The sequence below is a fragment of the Mucilaginibacter sp. SG538B genome, from assembly GCF_013376065.1.
Lineage (GTDB): Bacteria > Bacteroidota > Bacteroidia > Sphingobacteriales > Sphingobacteriaceae > Mucilaginibacter > Mucilaginibacter rubeus.
This window is the reverse complement of the sequence record NZ_JABMJI010000002.1, coordinates 1043534-1060692: the sequence shown is the minus strand read 5'-3', so window position 1 is coordinate 1060692 and position 17159 is coordinate 1043534. Positions and strand designations below refer to the sequence as shown.

The 17159-nt window shown below is 43.1% G+C and carries 15 protein-coding genes; 12 read left to right on the top strand and 3 right to left on the bottom strand.

The features are described 5' to 3' along the window. Positions 1-392: 392 nt before the first annotated feature. The 3 genes from FHW88_RS14090 (at position 393) to FHW88_RS14080 (ending at position 3592) form a co-directional block, all read left to right on the top strand. Entirely contained in the window at positions 393-1055 is a 663-nt protein-coding gene (locus tag FHW88_RS14090) for a DUF1080 domain-containing protein (RefSeq protein ID WP_217633198.1), read from the top strand. A 132-nt stretch (positions 1056-1187) separates the two neighbouring features. Beyond that, positions 1188-2924, top strand: a complete 1737-nt coding sequence (locus tag FHW88_RS14085; protein ID WP_176626195.1) for a GMC oxidoreductase — start codon at positions 1188-1190, stop codon at positions 2922-2924. 20 nt (positions 2925-2944) lie between these two features. Further along, the gene (locus tag FHW88_RS14080; protein WP_090532622.1) at positions 2945-3592 is read left to right on the top strand and encodes a gluconate 2-dehydrogenase subunit 3 family protein; all 648 of its coding nucleotides are present in this window, start codon (positions 2945-2947) and stop codon (positions 3590-3592) included. Positions 3593-3821: 229 nt separating this feature from the next. Here FHW88_RS14080 and FHW88_RS14075 read toward each other — a convergent pair whose 3' ends face one another. After that, positions 3822-5387, bottom strand: a complete 1566-nt coding sequence (locus FHW88_RS14075; RefSeq protein ID WP_176626192.1) for an alpha-amylase family glycosyl hydrolase — start codon at positions 5385-5387, stop codon at positions 3822-3824. 297 nt (positions 5388-5684) lie between these two features. Between FHW88_RS14075 and FHW88_RS14070 the strand changes: the two genes are divergently transcribed. Together FHW88_RS14070 and FHW88_RS14065 are read left to right on the top strand one after the other, a co-directional pair. Continuing rightward, complete coding sequence (locus FHW88_RS14070; protein WP_176626191.1) at positions 5685-6803, top strand: Zn-dependent alcohol dehydrogenase; 1119 nt, start codon at positions 5685-5687, stop codon at positions 6801-6803. Between the two features lie 8 nt (positions 6804-6811). Then, positions 6812-7609, top strand: a complete 798-nt coding sequence (locus FHW88_RS14065) for an alpha/beta hydrolase (RefSeq protein WP_176626189.1) — start codon at positions 6812-6814, stop codon at positions 7607-7609. A gap of 185 nt (positions 7610-7794) precedes the next feature. Here FHW88_RS14065 and FHW88_RS14060 read toward each other — a convergent pair whose 3' ends face one another. Continuing rightward, positions 7795-8355 carry a GIY-YIG nuclease family protein gene (locus FHW88_RS14060; protein WP_176626187.1) on the bottom strand — a complete coding sequence of 187 codons (561 nt, stop codon included), beginning with the start codon at positions 8353-8355 and terminating at the stop codon, positions 7795-7797. Positions 8356-8689: 334 nt separating this feature from the next. Here FHW88_RS14060 and FHW88_RS14055 point away from each other — a divergent pair, with 334 nt between their 5' ends. Next, positions 8690-9142 carry a 3-oxoacyl-ACP synthase gene (locus FHW88_RS14055; RefSeq protein ID WP_176626185.1) on the top strand — a complete coding sequence of 151 codons (453 nt, stop codon included), beginning with the start codon at positions 8690-8692 and terminating at the stop codon, positions 9140-9142. A gap of 311 nt (positions 9143-9453) precedes the next feature. Then, a complete protein-coding gene (locus FHW88_RS14050) occupies positions 9454-9834 on the top strand; it encodes an RNA recognition motif domain-containing protein (protein WP_090532614.1) in 381 nt (126 codons plus the stop codon). 153 nt (positions 9835-9987) lie between these two features. On the opposite strand, the gene FHW88_RS14045 is transcribed toward FHW88_RS14050, so the two are convergent. After that, the gene (locus FHW88_RS14045) at positions 9988-11196 is read right to left on the bottom strand and encodes a sensor histidine kinase (protein ID WP_176626183.1); all 1209 of its coding nucleotides are present in this window, start codon (positions 11194-11196) and stop codon (positions 9988-9990) included. A gap of 211 nt (positions 11197-11407) precedes the next feature. Here FHW88_RS14045 and FHW88_RS14040 point away from each other — a divergent pair, with 211 nt between their 5' ends. From FHW88_RS14040 to FHW88_RS14020, 5 genes are all read left to right on the top strand, one after another. Beyond that, positions 11408-12253: a dienelactone hydrolase family protein gene (locus FHW88_RS14040; protein WP_176626181.1), complete on the top strand. Its 846-nt coding sequence runs from the start codon at positions 11408-11410 to the stop codon at positions 12251-12253. An 81-nt stretch (positions 12254-12334) separates the two neighbouring features. After that, the gene (locus FHW88_RS14035) at positions 12335-13297 is read left to right on the top strand and encodes a lysylphosphatidylglycerol synthase domain-containing protein (protein WP_176626179.1); all 963 of its coding nucleotides are present in this window, start codon (positions 12335-12337) and stop codon (positions 13295-13297) included. After that, positions 13294-14424, top strand: coding sequence for a glycosyltransferase family 2 protein (locus tag FHW88_RS14030; RefSeq protein WP_176626177.1), 1131 nt, complete (start codon positions 13294-13296; stop codon positions 14422-14424). The genes FHW88_RS14035 and FHW88_RS14030 overlap by 4 nt, the downstream gene beginning before the upstream one ends. Positions 14425-14665: 241 nt before the next feature. Beyond that, positions 14666-15874, top strand: a complete 1209-nt coding sequence (locus FHW88_RS14025; RefSeq protein WP_176626175.1) for an ABC transporter permease — start codon at positions 14666-14668, stop codon at positions 15872-15874. Between the two features lie 40 nt (positions 15875-15914). Continuing rightward, positions 15915-17153 carry a PP2C family protein-serine/threonine phosphatase gene (locus FHW88_RS14020; RefSeq protein WP_090532604.1) on the top strand — a complete coding sequence of 413 codons (1239 nt, stop codon included), beginning with the start codon at positions 15915-15917 and terminating at the stop codon, positions 17151-17153. The last annotated feature ends 6 nt before the right edge of the window (positions 17154-17159 follow it).

Sequence of the window (17159 nt, the reverse complement as noted above, 5' to 3'; positions counted from 1 at the left end):
AATACCGGCCGTCGGTTTTTCACTTTTTTGTGGGGAATCAAAAAATTGGGACACCTCATTTGTTACAATCAGGTACCCTTTCTGTGTTATCCATCTACCGTAAATTATTCATTGTAACCAAGCTTTTACCTCGGTTTTCGCAGGCTTATACTTTATTTTTGCGATAATCGTTTTAGCATTAAAAAAAAAGCCGATATATTTAACCCAACCTAAAAAAATGTTCAGTTAATTTGCAATTAAAACGTTTTATCAAAATATGCCCTTAAACAGTTTTATACTTTTTAAGTCAGATACCTTGTACAAAGCAAAACAATGAAACCAACAGGAGCCGCCGCAACCAACCAACGCTATTTTAATGGCGGTTCTGATACTATAAAAACAACTATAATTTTATGAAAAAAATCATGCTTGGCCTTATGGCCATCCCGGCTTTTTGCCTGTCGGTATCGGCACAAACCAAACTGTTCGATGGGAAAACCACCAATGGCTGGCACACCTACTTAAAAAAGGAAGTTGTGGGCTGGAAGGTTGTTGACGGTGCTTTGCAACTCGATCCGCAGGCAGCAGAAGGTCATGGCGATCTGGTTACCGATGGCGAGTACGAAAACTACGAACTTACCTTAGAGTGGAACATCAGCAAAGAGGGTAACAGCGGCATTATTTTCGGGGTGCATGAAGACCCTCAATTTGACGCAACTTACTTAACTGGCATGGAAATGCAGGTGCTTGATAATAAAGATGCCAGCGATAACAAAAAAGCCAACCACCTTGCTGGCTCATTGTATGATATGATTGCCCCTTCAAAAGATGTATGCAAACCGGCCGGCGAATGGAACAAAGTGAAATTACGCAAAAAAGATGGTCAGCTTACTTTCTGGCTTAATGGCACCCAAATCGTAGATGTGAAAATGGGCAGCGATGAGTGGAACAAAGTATTAGCTGATAGCAAGTTTAAAAACTGGAAAGGCTTTGCCCAATATCCTAAAGGCCACATTGCTTTGCAGGATCACGGTCACCTGGTTAGCTACCGTAACATTAAATTGAAAGAGCTTTAATATTTTTTATGAACAGGGTACGGATATAGTGCCCTGTTCATATCTTTATACCATAACTTAAATTGTGTTTTGACATGCTCCTGGCATGTGTAATTTCTCTTCGTATAAGAAAGAAGGATACTTTGATATAATATGAGCGATCTGCAAATTAAAAAATCATCAGCCACCTATGATGTGGTGATTGTTGGTTCGGGTGCCGGCGGAGGTATGGCCGGTTACGTATTGGCCAACGCCGGCATAAAAGTTTTAATGCTTGAAGCCGGTGCTTACTTTGACCCTGCTAAAGATTCACAACAGTTAAAATGGCCGTGGGAATCGCCACGCCGCGGCGCCGGTACTACCCGTCCTTTCGGCGATTTTGACGCCGCCTATGGCGGTTGGGAAATTGATGGCGAGCCTTACACTACCAAAGATAAAACAGAGTTTTTCTGGTTCCGCTCGCGGATGCTGGGTGGCCGTACCAATCACTGGGGCCGGATCTCCTTAAGAATGGGCCCGCGTGATTTCCAGGCTAAAGACGGCCTTACCGACGATTGGCCAATCACTTACGATGATGTAAAGCCTTACTATGATAAGGTTGACCGTATGATAGGTGTTTACGGAACCAAAGAAGGTTTGGAAAATGAACCGGATGGTATTTTCTTACCTCCACCAAAACCAAGGCTTAATGAATTGTACATTGTGCAGGGCGCTCAAAAAGCAGGTGTTAAAATTATTCCGGGCCGTGGTTCGGTATTAACAGAAGCTTTACCGGGTAATAAAGACCGTGGCGCTTGTTTCTTCTGCGGGCAGTGCGGTCGCAGCTGTAAAGTTTACGGCGACTTCTCGGCATCATCATGCCTGGTTATCCCGGCTATAAAAACAGGTAACTTAAAGGTGATCACCAACGCCATGGTGCGCGAGGTGATAACTAATGCCGAAGGCCTGGCTGTCGGTGTATCATACGTTAATAAAGAAGATTTGCAGGAATACCAGGTTAACGCCAAAACAGTTATCCTTGGTGCAAGTGCGGGCGAATCGGCCAGGATCCTGCTTAACTCAAAATCGGCTCAGCATCCGGGCGGTTTGGCTAACAGCAGCGGTGTTGTAGGGCATTATCTGCATGACTCAACCGGCTCAAGCGCCGGTGGTTTCCTTCCACAGTTGATGGACCGCAAGCGTTACAATGAAGACGGCGTTGGCAGTGTGCACATCTACTCGCCATGGTGGTTAGATAATAAAAAGCTGGATTTTCCTCGCGGTTATCACATCGAATACGGCGGTGGCTTACACATGCCGTCATATGGTTTTAGCGGTGGCATCCAAAACATGAATGGTGTAGTGCCGGGCCGCGATGGTAAAATGAAAGAGGCCGGTGGTTACGGAGCATCATTGAAAGATGACTACCGTCGTTTTTATGGTACCCAATTTGGCATGGCCGGTCGTGGTACTGCTATTGCCCGTTATGATAACTATTGCGAAATTGATCCTAACGTAGTTGATAAATACGGGATCCCGGTATTGCGTTTCCATTACAAATGGGCGCCTGATGAAATTAAACAGGCCAAACACATGCAGGAAACCTTCCAGGAAATTATGCACAATATGGGCGGTGCAATATACGGTCCGCCGCAAGGCCCTGAAACCAACTACGGTTTGGAAGCTCCGGGTAAGATCATTCACGAAGTAGGTACTATCCGTATGGGTAACGATCCTAAAAAATCGGCCTTAAATAAATGGTGCCAGGCGCATGATTGTAAAAACCTGTTTGTGGTTGACGCTGCTCCATTTGTGCAGCAGGGTGATAAAAACGCCACATGGACAATCCTTGCATTGTCAATGCGTACTGCAGAATACATTATTCAGGAAAGAAAAAAATTAAACGTTTAACAAGCTAACATAACAATTTTATGAACAGACGTGACTCCCTTAAAGCCCTGGGCTTAGGAACACTTTCGGCAGGATTATTACTGGAGGCCTGTAAAACCGATACTAAAAAAGGTGCAGAAGAAACAACTACCGCAGCTGCCGGTGACGAAGTTGGTCGCCAGCCGTTTGAGGTTGAGCGGGATAAAAAACTGCATGCTGATAAATTTTTTACCGCTGCCGAAATGGCTACCATCACTGTACTGGCCGATATCATTATCCCAAAAGATGAAAAATCGGGCAGCGCATCTGATGCCAAGGTGCCGGATTTTATAGAGTTTATTGTAAAAGATATGCCCGATCATCAAACTCCGATGCGCGGTGGTTTACGCTGGCTCGATTTGCAATGCCTTAACCGTTTCGGCAAGCCATTTACCGACTGCACTAAAGATCAGCAGATCCAGCTAATTGATATGATCGCTTACCCTAAAAAAGCCAAACCAGAAATGGCCCAGGGTGTAGCTTTCTTCAACCGCATGCGTGATCTTACCGCTTCAGGCTTTTTCACCAGCGAAATCGGGGTGAAAGATATTGGCTACGCAGGTAACCAACCCGGCAAGTGGACAGGTGTACCTGAAGATATCCTGAAACATTACGGCATGGAAAATGTGAAAGCTTCGGCTTCGATGTAAGAAGTTTAATGAATCCGTCATTGCGAGGAACGAAGCAATCCCCGATAAGCAGAGCCGCTTTGTATAGTTTGGGATTGCTTCGTTCCTCGCAATGACGTTTTTTTTATTTGTGCCAGCTACTTCAGTTCTTAACTTGGGTTTGCGTTTATAACGCGACCGGCGATACAATCGCCGAACCATATTAAGCGCTCGTTGCAAACGAGCGCAAGTTTTAAACGGGCGCAGGTTTTTACTTCAACTCCCACGCCCCCACCCCAAACGCCGGCAAATTAACCGTCAACTTTCCTCTCTTTGCTACCGGTTTTGCATCCCCAATAATATTAAGCGTATTTCCATTGGCATCAATGTTGGCACTGGTTTCCTTATCCGATAGGTTTATTGCCACCAGTATAGTTTGTCCGGCATCCTTCCTTATAAAGCTAAAAACATGATCATTATCATTGCCGATGGTTTTATAACTGCCGTCAGCAAAAGCGGGATTTGCTTTGCGGATGGCGATCATCTGTTTATAGTAATTCCATAATGAGTTTGGGTCCTGTTTTTCTTCTTCGAGGGAGATACCATCATTAGGCTTATCGTTATTAAACTGATCTTTCCAGGGGCCGGTTTGTTTATACCACAGGGCCATGCCTTTGCCTGTATCGCTTTTGTACCATTCAAAAGCTTCCCTGTCGGGAATTTCATTGGCATCGGTAGCACCAAAATTTGCCGTAGTACCGGTCATGCCCAACTCCTGGCCATAGTAAATGGACGGGATGCCGCCCATTAACAGGTTAAATGCACAGCCGGCTTTTAGTTTAGCCAGATCGCCTTTAACCGCATAGCTAAACCTCGGCACATCGTGGTTCTCAATAAAAACTACCTGTTGTTTACCGGGCGGCAGCATAGCCAGCGTTGAATCGGCATTGGCCAACAGCAGCTTTTTATCAAACGACCGGATAGCAAAACACAGCTGTAACCCAAATACCCGGTCAACACTGCCGTGTTCCAAGTATTCGGTGCCAAGGCTGAACCAGTTGGCTTGTTCGGCTACTATTTTAATTTTAGGGTTGATGGCCCTTAGCTTGGTTAGTAAAGGGTTCCAGAAAGTATCAAATAAATGCGGGAGCCGGCCTTTATTATCCAGGTCGTCCATCATATGGTCAAGCCGGAAACCATCTACCCCATCATCAAATTTGCCATCGCCGTTGGGGTCTATCCAGTAGCTGAACAGTTTGAGGTTGTAAGCTTTTGAGGCCGCGCTGTTAAGATTTGCGGTAGTTATTTTGCGGGATACGCTGTCGTAACCTGTCAGCCCGGTAAGGTTATATACTATGGTTGACGGCTTTTTGTTGTCCTTGTCGTCCCATAAAATATAATCGCTGTACGGTGATTTTGGATTTCCGAAAGCCTCCTTCCACCAGCGGGAATCTTCGGTTACATACTGGGTTTCCATATCCATATAAAATTTCATGCCCCGGCGGTGCAAGTCTTTGATCAACTTGAGATAATCGGCAAGGGAGCCGTATTTCGGGTCGATCTTTTCAAAATCAATGGCAAAGTAATTATGATAAAAAGCAGATTCGTAAAGCGGTGTAAGCAGTATGGATGTTACGCCAAGTTCCTGCAAATAATCAAGTTTTTGGCGGATGCCATTGAGGTCGCCGTGATAATCGCCATTACTATCGTAAAAACTTCGCTGGAATATATGGTAAATAATTTCGTTATTACCCGGCGCTCCCGTTTGGGCCTTAACGCCGGCGGGGATAAAGCCAAACGATAAACAGCCCAGGATAAAAAGCTTATTTAGTTTCATGGTTGTTATAATTGGAGTTTAAAGTAACGTAAAGGGTTGATTATTAACAATAACTACAGATGTGAAAAACTGGTGTATTTTATCCGGGGATCCTTTAAAAATATTGTCAAATGCTATAAAAAGCGCCTGCGCGGATAACATAGGCCACTTTTTGGACAATTTGCTAAAGTTTTAGAACCATAGCTTAGCCTATTTTTGTTGCATTCAGCACTGTTAATATGGCAAGCTACAGTGATTGCTATCATTTGCTCAACTGGTTTAACGGCGTATGAAAAGCGTTTAACATATCCCCCAATTATGGCTATAATATGCAAGGCGGCTATTGCCAATGGAAAGGGTGGTTTTTCGATACAGGATATTGTGGTGAACGAGCCGAAAGATGATGAAGTGCTGGTTAAAATAAAAGCAGCGGGACTTTGCCATACCGATCATGACTCGTTAAGCTGGGGAAAGCAGCTCATTATAGGGCATGAAGGTGCCGGTATTGTGGTTTCGGTTGGGAAAAATATTAGCAGTGTACTACCTGGCGATAAGGTGATCTTAAACTGGGCCATGCATTGCGGCAAATGCTTTCAGTGCATGGAGGGTAATCTGCATTTGTGTGAAGTAGCCTCGCCGGTTGCAGCCGGCGGCAATGGCTACACTCCGGGCCATGCCAGTCTCGACGGAACAACGCTTAATGGCGATCCCATTTTAAGGTCGTTTAATATTGGTACCATAGCCGGATATACTTTGGTAAAAGAGTCGGCGGTGGTAAAAAACACATCGGAAACCATGTCATTCCCTGCTGCAAGTATCATCAGCTGCGGGGTGATGACAGGCTACGGCTCAGTTGTAAATGCAGCCAGGCTAAAAGCAGGTTCATCAGCAGTTGTATTGGGTACCGGCGGTGTTGGCCTTAATGTGATACAAGGTGCAAAAATTGCCGGCGCGGGTATGATCATAGCTATTGATATTAACCCCACCCGGCTTGAAATGGCTGTTAAGTTTGGTGCAACACACACTGTTTTAGCCACGAAAGATGATATAGGCCTGCTTAAAGCCGCCGAGGAAGTAAAAAAACTTACCGGTGCCTGCGGGGCAGATTACGCTTTTGAATGCACTGCCATCCCAGAATTAGGTGCAGCCCCCTTAGCAATGGTGCGCAATGCCGGTACGGCCGTACAGGTAAGCGGAATTGAACAGGAAATCACCATTGATATGCGCCTTTTTGAATGGGATAAGATTTACCTTAACCCGCTTTATGGTAAGTGCCGCCCGCAAATTGATTTTCCGGATATAGTACAACATTATACCAGCGGGCACTTATTACTTGAAGAAATGATTACACGTACATATTCTATAAACGAACTTGATAAAGCTTTTGACGACATGCTGAAAGGCAGGAATGCCAAAGGGGTTATCGTGTTCGACTAAAAAAGCTCATGCCATTTAAAACAACAGAAATTTCCAATCCTCAATATGAAAGTAACCAGCTACGGTTTATAACTGTAAAAACGCCCAATTTAAAGGGCCGGGGTGATATTTGCGTATACGTTCCGCCCGGAGCCAATAAAAACGAGGTTTTACCTATTGTAATATTGCTGCACGGGGTGTATGGCAGCGCCTGGAGCTGGGCCATGAGCGGGGGCGTTCATTTAAAAACTAATGAGCTGATTGAAAAAGGCGAATTGCCAAGAATGATATTAGCCATGCCGTCAGACGGGCTTTGGGGCGATGGCTCAGGTTATTTGCCGCATAGCGGCTTTAATTTTGAACAGTGGATAGCGGAGGATGTGCCTACGGCTGTAATGGAGAATATTCCGGGTGCAAAAGAAAATTCACCGCTGTTTATAGCTGGCCTCTCTATGGGGGGATTTGGCGCTTTGAGGATCGGCGCAAAATACGGGCATAAATTTAAAGCTATCTCGGGCCTCTCATCTATAACAAGCTTGCCGCAAATCAAACTTTTTGCCGGCGAGCCCTTAAAAACCTATGCCCAGGATATTGTGGCCGACGAAGATGTGTTTGCAACATTTAAAAAATACAGGGCCCAACTGCCGCCTGTTCGGTTTGATTGCGGTATCAATGATTTGCTGATTAACTACAATCGTGACCTGCATAAAAAGCTGGATAAGGAAAAGATCCCTCATGTTTATGAGGAAAACCAGGGCGGACACGAGTGGTCATACTGGGCAAAACATATTATTTCAACCCTTAAATTTTTTGCCGGTAAGCTGTAGATGAGGCTGTTAATATACACTAAGGACTGGCTTGTAATGTGCGAATATCATTATTTTGTCAGTTTTAATTAGGCATACATACCATTATTGCACTTCGTAACGTTTATCTACTTTGTAGGTTAACGCCTGCAAATAGTGATAAGGTTTAGGTTTAAAGCCCCCAAGCAGCGAGTGCAAGGGGGCTTTTATTTTTGCTGTGAAGCTTCTATTCTGCAAAATTGTCTTAACAAATCAAGTTTATCTGCAAGAAGATTATATTTTCTTGTCCTTTTATCAAGGTCAAGCGTTGGCTTTAAAACTTTAGTCAACTCGCTTTCTATTAGTCTCAACTCCTCATAACTTAAAAATCGGATGGGTAGCCAATATCCTATTTGAAGATTAGAAATCATCCAATCTGTTAGCTCCTGTTCGTTTATAAATTTGTAATTGAGAAATCTTTTAGTGTCATTTACTCCTCCCCTTGGTATAGCTTTAAGTTTTAATTCTTCTTTTAGAATAGCGCCGATAGATCGCCTTAAAGTCGAACTTCCCGTTTTTTTAGAATTAAAATGCTGTTTAAAATCTCTATCATTTAGGCTGTGCTTTGCAATTCCTATGTAAATTAATTGCCTGCCGATTCCGAAGACCGAAAGGTTGGCGGCTTCTGAGAGGTAAAAGGCATAAATGCCGGGTTTAACGGGGTAATTAATATGATCATTGATAAATTGCTTGGTATCCTCAAAAGATTTGACTATTTCCTCAATCATGATTAGTAGTATGGGTTTTTATAAAAATATGAAAGCAATCAAGAAAAAATAAACAAAAGCCCAAATAGGAAAATCGCTTTTAAACCGCAGTCGATTTGAAGACGATAAATGATAAATTTTTACACTAATTTTTACATATTAATCGAATTACACGAATTGAATCAATTTAAGATTCGTGTAATTCGATTAATTGTGGAGGACTTGCAAAGTATTTGTGTGGAAATTTTTCAATATGAGAAAAAGCGGATCGAGTTATTTCATACGTGATTTCTCTAATCCCAATGTTATTTTACCTGGTCTTTTTCCCTACTTTAGTTTTTTGTTTATAACCTTAATGAACGATTTGAAGAAAGAATTACACCAGTTATGTGTTAATCACGTGCGTAAAATTATGGAAGCCACAGAGCTTGCCATAGCCGATGCACAAAAGTCGTCGACTGATGATACTAAAAGCAGTGCCGGCGATAAATATGAAACCGGGCGCGAAATGGCGCAGCAGGAAACCAACCGCAATATGGCGCAGCTAAATGAGGCAAATAAGCTGTTGGTAGCCTTAAACCGGATTGGTACCACCGGTGCACCGGTACATGCGGAACCTGGTAGTGTGATAATTACCAATAACGGCAATTTTTACCTGGCCATTAGCGCCGGTGTTTTGACACTCAATGGCAAAACATTTTTCGCGGTTTCGCCCGCATCTCCAATAGGCAATTTACTTAACGGCAAAAAAGCCGGAGATGAGTTTGCGCTAAATGGAAAACGCTATAAAATTGAGTCGGTTGTTTAGGTTTTTAATACCGATTTATCTTCGGAAAATAACTTTATGTTACTTTAATATTAAAAAAATACGGGCGGCCCATTCTTTCTATATTTATTTTACGAAAACACTATATTTTCAAAACAAAACGGATTGGCCTTTGTATTAATGGGTTGGCTTTCACCATTTATTTCCTCAAAAGGGGCAAAAAAATAATTTTTTTTAAAATAAAAGCATTCATTCACATAAACATGCAGTAATCATCAAATATCTATTACTATATTTGATGTTAACAAAACGTGGGTAATTAACAAAGCATGCCCATTAAAAACTAAATATTAATGAACATATTCGTAGGAAGTCTTCCTTTTTCTTTAGGGGAAGCCGATTTAAAGCAGCTTTTCGAAGCTTATGGTGAAGTTAACTCCGTAAAAATTATTATTGACAGGGAATCAGGAAGAAGCAAAGGGTTCGGATTCATTGAAATGGCAGATGATGAGGCAGCACAACAAGCTATAAGCGGCCTAAACGGTTCTGAAGTTAAAGGAAGATCAATTGCAGTAAGCCAGGCAGAAGAGAAAAAACCAGGCGGTGACCGCAGAAGCAGTGGCGGTGGCTACGGTGGTGGTAACCGTGGCGGCGGTGGTTACGGTGGCGGCAACCGCGGTGGCGGTGGCGGCTATTCAAGAGATAACCGTGGCGGCGGCGGCAAAAGCTGGTAAAAATATAATCTAAGGTAAAATACCGGACTTTTAGGCCGGTATTTTACCTTAAGCATTGCATCTATAATCTACCTTCAGGAAAATAACTTATTTAGGGATTTTTTTGCCTACGCAAATCTTTATGCCCTATTATTCTCCGGACAGGTTCTTTTATTATTGCATTTTTTGCGGCAGCCTTACCTCAAATACAGTCCCTTCGCCAGGTTTTGAGTAGATACTGATTGTCCCTTTAAGGGTTTCAATCAGATGTTTTACTAATGCCAGCCCAAAGCCAAAGCCGGCTTCGCCAGTTGTGCCTGCTGTTGACGCTGCATTGCCTTTCAGTATTTTTTCGATACCTTTTTCATCTATGCCAACACCACTGTCCTTCACCTGGATTTGCAGTATATGGGTATGGTCGTTCGGTTCGAGGCTCAGGTCTGCACTAACATAACCGCCGGCCGGAGTAAATTTTATGGCGTTTGAGATAAGGTTCCCCGTTATTTGTAATAGTTTATTCCGGGCAAAGGGAACTCGCTCCGATTCGGATGAGGTTGTAACCGTAAGCAAAATGTTTTTATTGCGGGCTTGTGGAATAAAAAGCCGTTCAATTTTATCTTTAAATACCAGCAGGTTAAATTCCGCCCCATTGGATATGCGTTTATGATCGTTTTTATCAGCACTCAGGATCTCATCTGCAAGCTCCAGTATCGACCGCCCGCTTTTATGGATCAGGTTGGTAAACTCCAGCACTTCTTCTATCTGGTTTGCCTCGCCCTGTTCGCTGATCAGCTGGGCGAGGCCGATGATCCCGCTTAACGGCCCGCGGATATCATGAGCCACCTTTTTTTGAATTTCGCTGGCTTCAGCAAGCTTACTTTTTAGTTTGTTAATTACTTTCAGGTCTTTTAACCTGCTTAGTATTTCACTAGCAATGATCTTTAAAAGTTCAACCTTTTCGGGAGTGAGTTCTTTAACGTTTTTATCAAGCACACATAAGGCCCCGATATTATGATCGTCGCCTACCTTTAGCGGTATGCCATAATAATATCTTAATTTGGGTCCGTCGGTTACATAAAATTTATCCCGGAAACGTTCGTCATTCCGTAAATCTTCAACCTCAAAATACTCTCCGGCTATAATAGTATACTGACAAACCGAATCCTCACGCGGCATTTGTTCGATTTCTAAACCATGGCCACTGATGCTCCATTGGGTATAGGAGTCGATAAGGTTAACCAACGAAACCTCCGTACCGGCAACCTTGGCTGCCAGCTTGGCCAGGTCCTTAAAACTGTCTTTGTGTTCGGTATAATCAAGATCAAACTCCGAAAGGCTTAAAAGCCTTTCCATTTCATTATCAGGAATTGGCGGGACAGGCATATTAATATATGTTGATAATTATTATATACGTGCTTTTACCCACATAAGATTCAATGGATAATAAACAGGCGTGCATTAAATTTTAGGTAATTGTGTATGCATTATCGTAAATTTATGCCGGTTAATCACATTAACCCCCGCAACTAAAACTATATTATCAACGTAATTGTTTTAACGCACATCAGCGTTAATTAACATAAAATTGAACCCTATGAAAAAACTGCTCTTATTTACATTATTTATCGGCATAGCCACTATAACTTCTGCGCAGCGCAAAATAGTTTGCTGCAGTAATCCATCGGCAACACAGCAGTTTGCCATGCTGGCCTCCGATACCCGGTTCAAAATGTCGCACAAAAATCCTTTGCCAATCCGCTTTCAAAGCAGTATCGGCGAGGCCATCACCTACAAAACGCCGGATGGTAAACAGGCATCAGCATTTTTCATGAAAGCCAAAAAGCCTACTAATAATTATTTATTGGTGATACACGAATGGTGGGGCCTTAATGACTATGTAAAAAAAGAATCGGAAAAGCTATATAATGACCTGGGTAACGTCAACATCATTGACCTTGACCTATACGACGGCAAGGTAGCTACCACACGCGAAGACGCGGGTAAATTTATGCAGGCGGTAAATGACGACAGGGCCCGTGCTATAGTAAACGGAGCCATAGCATATGCCGGCCCCAAAGCACATATCGCTACTATTGGCTGGTGCTTTGGCGGCGGGTGGAGTTTGCAAACCAGCTTACTTGCGGGTAAAAAGGCGGTAGCTTGTGTAATGTATTATGGCATGCCCGAGCAGGATGTAAATAAACTAAAAACCTTAAACGCCGATGTGCTGGGGAACTTCGCCAATAAAGATCAGTGGATTAACCCTAAGGTTGTAGCTAAATTTGATGCTGATATGAAAGCCGCCGGAAAAAAGTTTTACCTGCACCAGTACGATGCCGACCATGGTTTTGCAAACCCGAGCAATCCTATTTATAACAGCGATGCTACGAAGGACGCGTATGCAAATACGCTGGAGTTTTTAAAGGCGAGATTGAAGTAAACAAAATTAACCGTGCAGTGTTGTATGGGGCAAGCTTTAGCATGCCCCATTTTTTTGTAACATTGCATAAAATTTATCTATTTGACACGCTCTGCTAAAAAGGTTGTTTCGTATCTTCTTAAGGCCGGTATATTGATAATTGCAGGGTGGTTTATTTACCGGCAGTTCAACAAAAAGAATAACGACCTAAAGCAGTTTGAACATTTCGCATCGCAAATAAGTACTACCCATGTTGTTATTGTTATGGGGCTGGTGGTTATATTGATGTTTTTGAACTGGTTTCTGGAAGCGCTTAAATGGCGCTACGTAACCAAAACATTAATCAATATTTCATTATGGGAAGCTGTTGAGGCGGTTTTTTGCGGCCTTACCTGGGCAGTAACCACACCAAACCGGCTGGGCGAATATGGCGGCCGCGTTATGTTTTTGCCGCCCCGCAAACGTATTCCGGGTATTTTTGCTATGGGCGTAGGTTCATTTAGCCAGGGTTCGGTAACCAATGTTTTGGGCGTAATAGCCATGACCTGGTTCGTAGTCAATTTTATTCATGCCAATTTATTGCTGGCCTGGGGGGTAATTGCTATCGGCGTTGTAATTGCAGCTATGCAGCTGATATTTTATTTTCATATCAAGTGGGCGGTTACTTTGCTTGACAGGGTTCCGTTCATCAAAAAATATCACCGCTTTTTTGAAGTAATGGGCCGGTATCACACCCACGAGCTTATCAAGATCATGGGTTTTAGCATTGCGCGGTATATCACGTTTTCAATGCAGTATTTTCTGGTTTTTCTGTTGTTGATGCCGCATATGGTTGTTGTACCGATGATGCTGATGCTGATGCTGTTTTTCGTGGTATCATCAGCCATCCCATCGCTTGATCTTTTTGATATTGGTGTACGCGGCTTCACTGCTTCGCACCTGTTTGTGTATGTAACCGATCAAAATATCGCCGTAATAGCCGGTGTATCGTCAATATGGCTTATTAATTTATTTATTCCTGCTATTTTAGGATCGTTTTTTGTTTTAAAACTCAAATTCTTTTGACCGCGCTGATTAGTATTATTTCATTATTTTCCATAGGGCTTTATGTGCTGTTGCTCATCTATCTCCGGATAGGCTGGGCAAAGGTCACCACCCCTCCGGTTATCGCCCAAACATTTAGCACCAAAGTTACTGTGCTTATTGCGGCCCGTAACGAGGAAGAAAAGATTCACCTTACCATTGAAGATATTTTGGCCCAGGATTATCCCAAACACCTGGTGGAGGTCATTATTGTTGACGACCATTCAACCGATAATACCGCAGCTATCATCAGCAGTTATGCGGCACAGGGCGTAAAGCTGTTGCAACTTAAGCTTGGTGAAACACTTAACTCCTATAAAAAGAAAGCGATAGCCGAAGCCATTAAACTTTCAACAGGCGACTTAATGGTAGCAACGGATGCTGATTGCCGTATGGGTAATCAATGGCTGCGTACTATAGTTGGCTTTTATGAGCAGCATGACCTGGTTATGATTTCTTCGCCGGTAACTTATTTCCAGGAGCAATCGGTATTTGAGCGCATGCAAACACTTGATTTTTCATCGCTTATTGGTATGGGGGGCGCGTTTTTAGGTCATGGTTTTGCTGCCACCTGTAACGGGGCAAATTTTGCTTATCGTAAAGATGTATTTTATGAAGTAGGCGGCTTTGCCGGCATCGATGATCTGGCCTCGGGCGATGATGAACTTTTATTGCACAAGGTTGGAGAACGTTATCCCGGCAGGATAGCCTTTTTAAAACGGCGCGAGGCAATTGTATATACCCACGCAAAGCCTAATTTAAAAGAGTTTATGCAGCAAAGGCGCCGCTGGGCATCAAAATCGACCAAGTACAAAAATAAAAAAATGGTTGCCTTTGCGCTCAGTATCTGGCTGTGTAATTTTATGCTATTGTTAACCGCCGTGCTGGGTATTTTCGATAGCTGTTTCCTGAAATTGTTTTTGCTTACTATCGGAATTAAATATGCGATAGACTTGTTATACATGACACCGATCATGAACTTCTTAAAACGGCGTGAACTACTTTGGTATGTAAGCTTTGTTTTGCCGCTTAATATCCTTTATTTCGTCATTATCGGTTTTTTAGGAAAAAATAAGAAGTATGCCTGGAAAGGCAGAATCGTTAAATGAGCTAAAAGGCATAATTAGGAGCTAAAAGCTCAAGGCTAAAAGCATAAAGCTGAAATTGGGGCTTAACCAAAGCAGATCAGATGTACTGGATTTAGTCGTGCCTGGCTCGTAAGCTTTATGCTTTCGGCCTTCAGCTTTCCGCTTTGAGCTTTCGGCTATCTAAATGTAAAGAAAGCCGTCCTTATTGCTAATTGCACCTATTTAAGCGATATTTAGCCAGTACACATGAACTATTAACACATTGGCCGAAATTACACCAGCAAAACGCACCTGGCGTGTTTTTAAGCGTAATAAAATTGCTTTAGGCGGACTTGCATTTATCCTGCTTACGCTGCTTGTTGCGATACTGGGCTACCTCATTATGCCCGATGATACGCCCCTGGCCAATAATATGGTCATACAGCTCAGTATAAAAAAGCCAGGCTCAACCTATATGATGTTAAAGCTCAGGAAAGCGGAGGCTGTTGATACTGTAAATTTGTTCAGCAGGATGCTGTATGGGCAGCCATCGTTTTATAAAGAAGTTCCTGTTACGGGGTATCATTTCGTTAAAGATTCTATTTACGTTAACGGATATATTGGCGATGAAGATAAGCCCGAGAAAAAAGCCTACAATATTTTTGAGGTAATGACCGGGCAAAAGCCGGTTTATAAAAACGGGAAGGTTATTTTTAATTATAACGGCCAAACAATTGCCCTGCCTGCAATCCCGGCTGTTTATCAAAAGTTTGAAGCCCGCTTACGGGAGGAGAATATTGGGGCTAAAACCTTTTTACTTGGTACTGATGGTTATGGCCGGGATATGCTAAGCCGCCTGCTGCTGGGCACACGGATCTCGCTCGCTGTTGGTTTGATGTCGGTTATCATCAGTATGCTGCTGGGCGTAACTGTAGGTGCTGTAGCGGGTTATTTTGGAGGATGGGTTGATTCATCATTAAGCTGGCTGATGAATATTTTATGGGCGCTGCCTGCCCTGTTACTGGTGATCGCCATATCATTTGCGCTGGGTAAAGGACTATGGCAAATATTTATAGCCGTTGGCCTTTCCATGTGGGTTGAAGTGGCGCGCCTGGTGCGCGGCCAGGTAATGGGCCTTAAACAGGTGGAGTACATTGAGGCTGCACGTGCATTGGGTTTTAGCAACAAGCGTATTATAGCGAAACATATTTTGCCCAACATAACCGGGCCAATACTGGTTTTGGCCTCCTCAAATTTTGCCTCGGCTATACTTTTAGAGGCGGGGCTTAGCTTTTTGGGTTTTGGCGCACAACCGCCTATGCCAACCTGGGGCGGCATGATCAAGGAGCATTATGGATATATTGTTATGGACTCGGCTTTTTTGGCTATCATTCCTGGTATGGCCATTATGCTGCTGGTTTATGCTTTTAACCTGGTTACTGTTGGCTTGCGCGATGCCTTTGATATAAAATCACAAAGTACTCGTATTTAAAAATTATTTCTTCTATTTTAGTCAGCGTACTTATATCAATATGCTGAATATAGACGACGGTTCCGGCGAAGACGAATTGATCAGGCTTTTGCTCAAACGGCAGTCGGAATTAAATTCTTTATTGGAAATTACGCGGGCCATAAACAAAAACACCGCTACTCCTATCCTCATTCAAATGCTGGAAGTTATCCTGCAAAACTATTTGCAGGTAGGTAAACTCAGGTTTTTGATTGAAAAAGATGATAAATTTGCCTGTATAGCCAAGTATGGCGGCGACGTTGAATCGTCGGTAGTGCTGGCCCGTGCGTGTAAAAAGCTGAGTAAGGTTAAAGCACCTATAGCTATTGCCGGGCACCGCGACCCTGTCCTTAAAAAATATAATTACTTTATCCCGGTATATCACAAAAGCAAGGCACTTGCCTACGCCCTTATCGGCGATTTTAATACCTCGGGCGAGATGCTTAATAATGATCTCAATTTCATCCAAACGCTGATGAACGTGATCATTGTGGCACTTGAAAATAAAAAACTTTTCCGCGAACGGCTGCAATCAGAACGTTTTTTGCGCGAGATGGAGCTTGCCGTAGAAGTGCAGAATATGCTGATCCCCATGCGTGAGCATAAAGACGACAGTGTGGAGATCGGGGCTAAGTATCTTCCGCATCAAAACATAGGCGGTGATTATTTTGATTTTATCCGCCTTAATGAGCATGAGTTTTTATGGTGTATTGCCGATGTATCGGGTAAGGGTATTTCGGCTGCTTTGCTGATGGCCAATTTCCAGGCCAGCCTGCATGCCTGGGCGGCGGTTGAGGATGATTTGACCAATATTATTGACCGTTTAAACAAGATCGTGCTCAGCAATACCAAAGGCGAACGGTTTATCACCCTGTTCCTTGCGCGATATAATCAAAAAAAACGGCGGCTTAATTATATCAATGCAGGGCACAACCCAACTATACTTTATTCAGAAGGCGGGGCCATTCCACTTAAACTGGGTACCACCATGATTGGGGTTTTTGAAGATCTGCCTTTTTTAAACGAGGGCGAAGTTGATGTGGAGCCCGGCAGCCTGATCTTTAACTATACAGATGGGCTCATGGATTTTGAATCGCCCAGCACCAAAATATGGAATGAGGATAAATTACTTGATTTTGTGCTTGCGCATGGCGAGCTATCGCCCGATAATTTTAACCAGGCGCTGTTGGATTATTTGAGCAACGTTTATAAAAGCAAGCCTATTGATGATATTACCCTGCTTACGCTAAAAATTTTTTAAGCAAAG